Raw genomic sequence first — 6,572 nt, 5'->3', positions numbered from 1 at the left:
TGCGGATTCCGATTCAATCCGGACGGGGATTCCGATTTGACGCCGGACAGCATTCCGGAATGAAGCCGGACACCGTTCCGATCAATTACCGGACACTTTCCCCACTCTGATGATCCCCTGGGTCAGCAACTCGGGCATCACCCTCCTCACGTCATCGAGGAGAATGGAATGCCCGCCAAGAGGAAGCTGACCATGAGACAGTTGAGACAGATGCTGCGCCTGGCCCGGGACGGCATCAGCGTGCGTGACATCGCCGAGAGGCTCGGGATCGCGCGCAGCACCGTCCAGGAGAACCTCAAGCGCGCCGAGCAGGCCGGCTTGAGCTGGCCCTTGCCCGGCGACCTGACCGACGAGGCCCTGGAGAACAGGCTTTTCGCCCGCGCCGGCGTCAAGCAGGGACAGCGCCGGCGGCCCGAGCCCCACTGGGCCGAAGCCATCGTCGAATTGAAGAAGCCCGGCGTCACCCTGCAAATCCTCTGGGAGGAGTACCGGGCCGTCCATTCCAACGGCTATGGCTACAGCCGCTTCTGCGAGCTCTTCCGCTCGTTTGAGAGCCGGCTCTCGCCGACCATGCGCCAGGACCATATTGCCGGCGACAAAGTGTTCGTCGACTATTCCGGCAAGAAGATCGCCATCGTTGATTCCGACACCGGCGAGATCCGCCAGGCCGAGATCTTCGTCGCCGTGCTCGGCGCCTCCAACTTCACCTACGCTGAGGCGACCTGGACCCAGTCCCTGCCGGACTGGATTGGCGCGCATGGGCGCATGTTCCGCGTCTTCGGCGGCGTTCCGCGCCTGATCGTGCCGGACAATCTCAAGTCAGGGGTCAACCGGGCCTCGTTCTACGATCCCGAGATCAACCGCAGCTACGGCATGATGGCCGCGCATTACGGCATCGGCATCCTGCCGGCGCGGCCACGAAAGCCCAAGGACAAAGCCAAAGTGGAGAATGGCGTGCGCTTTGCCCAGACCTGCATTCTCGGACGGCTGCGGCACCAGACTTTCTTCTCGCTGGCCGAAGCCAATGCGGCGATTGCCGGCGCGTGCGAGCGCATCAACGATCATGTCGTGCGCCGCCTCGGGGTCAGCCGCCGGCATCTCTTCGAGACGATGGAGCGCCCGGCGCTCGCGCCGCTGCCGGGCGACGACTACGAGTTCGCCGAATGGCGCTTCGTGCGGGTCGGCACGGACTATCACGTCGAGTACGACGGCTTCTTCTATTCGGTTCCGCACGGCCTGATCCGCGCGCAGGTCGACCTGCGGGCCACCAGCCGCACGATCGAGATCTTCCACCGCGGCCAGCGCGTGGCAACCCATCAGCGCCGCTACGGTGGGCGCCGGCACGGCACCGACCCGGACCACATGCCGAGTTCCCATCGGCGCTATGCCGACTGGACCCCGGAGCGCTTCCGCCGTTGGGCGGCGTCCGTCGGCCCTCAGACGGAAGGTCTGATCACGGCTATTCTGGCGCGCCGCCCGCATCCTGAGCAGGGCTTCCGGACTTGCCTCGGGGTTCTGCGCCTGTTGCGCGATCTCGAACCCGCTCGCGCTGAAGCGGTGTCGGCCCGCGCTCTCCAGATCGGGGCGCTCACCTCCAAGAGCATCGCCTCGATCCTGGCCAACCGCCTGGCCGCCCAACCCGCCCGCGACCCCGAGCCCACCGCCATTCTGGAGCACGCCAACCTGCGCGGCCCCGGCTACTTCCACTAAGGAGATCCTGCATGTTGACCCATCCCACTCTCGCTCTGCTGGCCGATCTTGGTCTTCACGGCATGGCCAGTGCCTTCAAGGCTCTGCAATCCCAGCCCGAGGCTCGGGCTCTCGAGCATGGCGACTGGCTTGCACTGCTGCTCGAACGCGAGGCGACGCTGCGCTGTCAGAAGCGGTTTGAGAGCCGGGCGCGGGCGGCCCGCCTGCGCCATGACGCGCATGTCGAGGATGTCGACTTCAGGGCGGCGCGCGGTCTCGACCGCGGGCTCTTTCTCAAGCTGGCCGGCTGCGATTGGATCCGTGAACGACGCGGGCTCCTGCTGACCGGACCAGCCGGGGTCGGCAAAAGCTGGTTGGCCTGCGCGCTGGGCCAGAAGGCGTGCCGGGAGGACTTCTCGGTCGCTTATCACCGTGCCCCGCGGCTGTTTGCGGCGCTTGGTCTGGCCCGCGGGGACGGCCGCTACGCGCGCATGCTCAAGGCGCTGGCCCGCGTGGATCTTCTCATCCTTGATGATTGGGGGCCCGAGAAGCTCGCTGACGATCAGCGGCGGGATCTGCTGGAGATCGTCGAGGACCGGTACGAGCGGCGCTCCACCATCGTGACGAGCCAGATCCCGGTCGACCGCTGGTATGAGATCATCGGCAATCCGACCATCGCCGATGCGATCCTGGATCGCCTGGTCCACAATGCTTACAGGATTGAACTGTCCGGCGAGAGCCTGCGCAAGCAGCGCTCCCCGGCCGCTGCATCATCGTCCGATTGACGACCGGCCAATCCCACTCCACCATCTCCCATGACCCAGGATCAAACGAGGAGAGTGTCCGGCTTCAGATCGGAACGCTGTCCGGAATGAAATCGGAATGGGTGTCCGGCTTCACCTTGGAATACGCGTCCGGCTTCACCGGTATCCGCAAACGAATCCAGATTGCCGGCATAGGTGAGCTTATCGAGAACGAGCACCTGGTGCGAGGTGTCGCGGACGAGCAGACGAACAACAGCCGACCCGATGAATCCGGCCCCACCTGTTACAATATACTTTTTTGCCATTGAGACCTGCGCCGCTGTTCGGGTGACGGACAGTAAAAACTGCCTAACTGTGCATGGCAGCTATCAAATCTGCTGAGCAGTTGCAAGCCGTCCAAGAAAATGAAAAGACGCAGCGAATTCAAATCGTTCCAACGGTTTGTCTGCACTTTGGAGTGCATAGCGTTGCGCAAGCCAAGTCAATTTGCGCCAACTCAAGGAGTCACTTAAATAATTAACTTAGACATACTCCGCCTTCAGATCGTCGATATAATTACCTGACATGAGGTAGACATTGATCTTATGCTTTGTGACGTTAACGCTATCAGGCTACTGCTCTAAAATTGACGTGAATACCTTGGCCAGCCTCCTGTAGAGGGATAACCGGGCTGCAGCTAGGACAATGCGGCGCAAGGCTCCACATCCCAAGGTAACACAATGACGAGAGAATGCTGTCGGTAGCGTGGGTGGCTTTCTCTCGGCGGTAGCCGACGCGCTGAGTTCGAGCCGCTCATGAGTGATAAGGATCATCTGTGTTGCTCTGGGCCGGCTCAAACGCCTCCGGCGAGCCCGGACAATGTGTTTGATCTCCGTTACAGAAATCTATGGGTCACACCCCTGAGAGTAGTATCTCAAGCTATAACATCCCAAGCAACGCGTCCCTCATAGATGCCATTCTCCAAGAAGTGCTGCAGGGGGTTGACTCCAGCGGCTGCGACATCGGGATTGGCCGTCAGATAGGATGAGGTGTCAAACGACGTCGACGTATCACGTCCCTCCTTCCAGCCGAAGCTGAAATAGTGATCCAACGGATTGATATGAGCTGCCGCCACGTCCTGATAATGCTCAAGGTAATAGCTGGTGTCGAAGGCGGCACTGGGGTCCCGCCCCTCCTTCCAGCCCGAACTGTTGTAGTGTTCCAGAGGATTGACTCCGGCGCGTGCGACATCCGGATTGTTCATCAGATAATAGTCGGCATCAAAGCCTTTGGTGATGCTCCGCCCCACCGACTGCCCTGGGTTTACGCCAGCGCCCGCCCGTCCTTCGCTCGCACCAAATCGGACGTAATGCTCCAATGGGTTGACCCCGGCCGCTGCCACATCCGGATTAGCCTGGAGATAGACTTGGGGATTGAACGCGACCTTCAGCGCGGACACAACAGTCCGAAGCGTGAGATTAGTGGATGCATTGAGATCAGCGGATGCAAAGAGGCCGTCGCCGAACTGGAAGTATTCCACACCCCAGGTCTGATCGGTGCCGTCCGGCATCCCCGCGCGCAGATCCGTCACCAGAACCGAGCCATTGGACTGGTGGCGAATGTCATAGGACGCCCGCAGACCACTGAACAGCGCGGTGTCTATCCCCGCTCCCCCATCGAGCGTGTCATTGCCCGCCCCGCCCGACAGCCGGTCGTTGCCGGCCCCACCCCACAACGTGTTGGCGGCCGCATTGCCGACGATTATATCATCGCCAGATCCGCCTTTGGCGTTCTCAATCAGCGACCGGGCATCATTGTTGTACAGAAGCGCGTTGGCGATGTTCCCAGCCGCTGTCTTCGAGCCATCCCAATGCAGTTTCGCTAACTGAGTGGAAGCCGTGGTCGTCCAGCTCCCTGGCCGCAGGTCAATCGTCACCCCCGTCGCATAATTCGAAAAGTCATACGTGTCGGTGCCGCCACCGTCCCAAACCGTCTGGAGAATCTTATTCCCGCCGGGAGCCCCCTGCCCGACCCCGTTGATAAACATCTCCCCCGTCGTCGGGCTCCACGCATAGACGGTGTTGCCGCTGTTGGTCGCGTAGTTGGCACCATACAGGTGCTGCAGGGCCGCGATGTCGTACATCATCGGCGACTGCGCATAGCCCCAGGTCTCGTTGGTATAACCGGATGTCGTCGAAGCCCCCACGTAGGAGCGATAGCTCATGACCGTGTACTCGATGGAGTCGCGGTCACCGGGCATGCCGCTCTCGTGCGGATGCTCCAGACCGAGCGTATGCCCAATCTCGTGGACGAAGGTCAGATAGGCATAGTTGCCCTTCGCCGGACTGTTGTAGTCGGTTCGGTTGAACCATGCATCGCCGCCCTCGGCATTGGTGGTCGGGAAATAGGCCCACGCCGTGCCCGGCGTATTTGACATGGCAAAGCGCAGATCGGCGTGCCGCGTGGCCGTTTCAGCCATCTCCGTAAAGGTGAGATTGGCGACTGACGCATACATCGTCAGCGCCGCGCGAACGGTGGCCTGCTGCGTCGGTGTGAGAGCCCCAAAGGCATTCGCTGTCTCACCGCCGCCATAGGGTGTGCCGTAGAACGAGGCGCTGGCCGGGAAACTGTACGTGAAGCCATTCACGGCCCATTTCACGTCGCCCAGCACCCCATCGATATACGCGTCGCCAGTTGGGACAGCAGTCACAACAGCAGGCATAACCCCCTCCGTTTTTTTATCACAGATGATCTCAACCGCAGCTGGCGTGGAGCCAAGGCGCGAGCTCAATAGTGTCGTGGCGTATGCTGGTGCCAGGCTGTGCATCAATGCGGCCAAATGGCCCAAGTCGCACCAAAGACCATTTTCCTCTAAGGTGCCAAGGGCCCAACCTACTCAGGTGCGACACTTTGATCCTCTGGGTCAGAGGGCTGGCTCTGCCGCCGCCTCTCCAACACGAGCGGACGGTCGCGCTGTGACCTTGGGATCCCCGCTGCTATGAGTCAAAATGTTACTACATTGCGATGTCGAATGGCTGCCTGCTGGCTTAGGCTGGAACCGCGCATCCCATCATTGTGCGCTTTCTAAAGCGCTTTTGGTTTCAGTGTAGAGCATAGCCGGCATGCCTGATCCAGCCTTTGGCATCTTTTGCGGTGATGCTGTCGAGGGCGGGTTTGAGCTCTGCTTCCAAGGCTTCGAGAGTGCGTGCGGCTTTGGCTTTGAGCCGCTCTTTCACCTTGGCCCAGGCGTGCTCGATCGGGTTGAACTCGGGCGAGTAGCGCGGCAGGTACAGCAGTCCAATCCCAGCCTGATCGAGCAGGTCCTGCACTTCGATGGCGTGGTGCGGGCGCAGGTTGTCCATCACCAGAATGGCATCCGACTTGGTGCGTTTGAGAGCCGGTACCAGGATCTGCTCGAGATAGGCGAGTAACACGGAGGTAGAAGTCGAGGCCTCGATGCTCATCGTGGCAACCAGGCCCTCACACGCGAGCGCACCCAAGACCGTCAGCCGCTGCCAGGAGCCCAGCGGGATCGAGCCGTACGCCCGCTGCCCCCGTGGGGCTCGCGCATGGGTTCGGGCCATCTTAGTCGTTACCCCGCTCTCATCCAGGAACACCAAGCGTTCCGCGGGAAGCACGCTCATCTGCTGGCGGTAAGCCTCACGCTCGGCAGCAACCTCGGGCCGCTCCTGCTCGGCCGCCCGAAGCGTCTTTTTTTCGGACGCAGCTTGAGGCGCTTGAGCGCCTCGCAGATCACCGCCAGGCACACCGTCACGCCCGTTCGCTCAGCCAGGCGCTCACGGTACTCACGCAACAGTGCGTCATTGTCCTCGATCACGAGCTGACGCAGCACCTCGAGAACCGCCGCATCCAGGCGCGAGGGCACGCCGCCACTGTGCGGCTTCGCAGCACGCCGGCCTTCCTCGCGCTCCTGGCGGCGCCAGTTCGACACGGTGGCCGGGCAAACCTGGAAGCGGCGGGCGATCTCGACCTGAGGAAGGTCGCCGCGTTCGCAGGCGACCAGAACGCGCTCACGCAAATCGGCGGAATAGGCCTGGGACATGGCTCGCCTCCTGGGCCATATCCCAGTCAACGCACAGACCACCACAATGGATTCAAGGCCAGATCAAAAGCGCTTTA

The 6,572-nt window shown here is 61.7% G+C and carries 5 protein-coding genes and 1 pseudogene; 2 read left to right on the top strand and 4 right to left on the bottom strand.

Annotation, left to right across the window (positions count from 1 at the left end):
- Positions 1-168 precede the first annotated feature (168 nt).
- Positions 169-1,710 (top strand): IS21 family transposase, encoded by a 1,542-nt coding sequence (istA, locus tag DDF70_RS34890; RefSeq protein WP_281024360.1) that lies wholly within the window; start codon positions 169-171, stop codon positions 1,708-1,710.
- Positions 1,711-1,721: 11 nt separating this feature from the next.
- Complete coding sequence (gene istB / locus DDF70_RS34885) at positions 1,722-2,474, top strand: IS21-like element helper ATPase IstB (protein WP_114945129.1); 753 nt, start codon at positions 1,722-1,724, stop codon at positions 2,472-2,474.
- Positions 2,475-2,620: 146 nt separating this feature from the next.
- Here the strand turns inward: istB and DDF70_RS39125 are convergent.
- The 4 genes and pseudogenes from DDF70_RS39125 to DDF70_RS34865 all read right to left on the bottom strand — a co-directional run.
- Positions 2,621-2,758: pseudogene (locus DDF70_RS39125) on the bottom strand (NAD-dependent epimerase/dehydratase family protein); the annotation flags it as partial.
- Positions 2,759-3,366: 608 nt separating this feature from the next.
- Positions 3,367-5,154, bottom strand: coding sequence for a M10 family metallopeptidase C-terminal domain-containing protein (locus DDF70_RS34875; protein WP_114949095.1), 1,788 nt, complete (start codon positions 5,152-5,154; stop codon positions 3,367-3,369).
- Positions 5,155-5,533: 379 nt separating this feature from the next.
- Positions 5,534-6,184, bottom strand: coding sequence for an IS630 family transposase (locus tag DDF70_RS34870; RefSeq protein WP_245435536.1), 651 nt, complete (start codon positions 6,182-6,184; stop codon positions 5,534-5,536).
- A complete protein-coding gene (locus tag DDF70_RS34865) occupies positions 6,073-6,495 on the bottom strand; it encodes a helix-turn-helix domain-containing protein (protein WP_114946109.1) in 423 nt (140 codons plus the stop codon). Before DDF70_RS34865 ends, DDF70_RS34870 begins: the two co-directional genes overlap by 112 nt.
- Positions 6,496-6,572: the final 77 nt, after the last annotated feature.

This window comes from Microvirga calopogonii (assembly GCF_003347665.1).
Lineage (GTDB): Bacteria > Pseudomonadota > Alphaproteobacteria > Rhizobiales > Beijerinckiaceae > Microvirga > Microvirga calopogonii.
The sequence above is the reverse complement of the archived record's forward strand: the minus strand, read 5'-3'. Positions and strand labels throughout refer to the sequence as shown.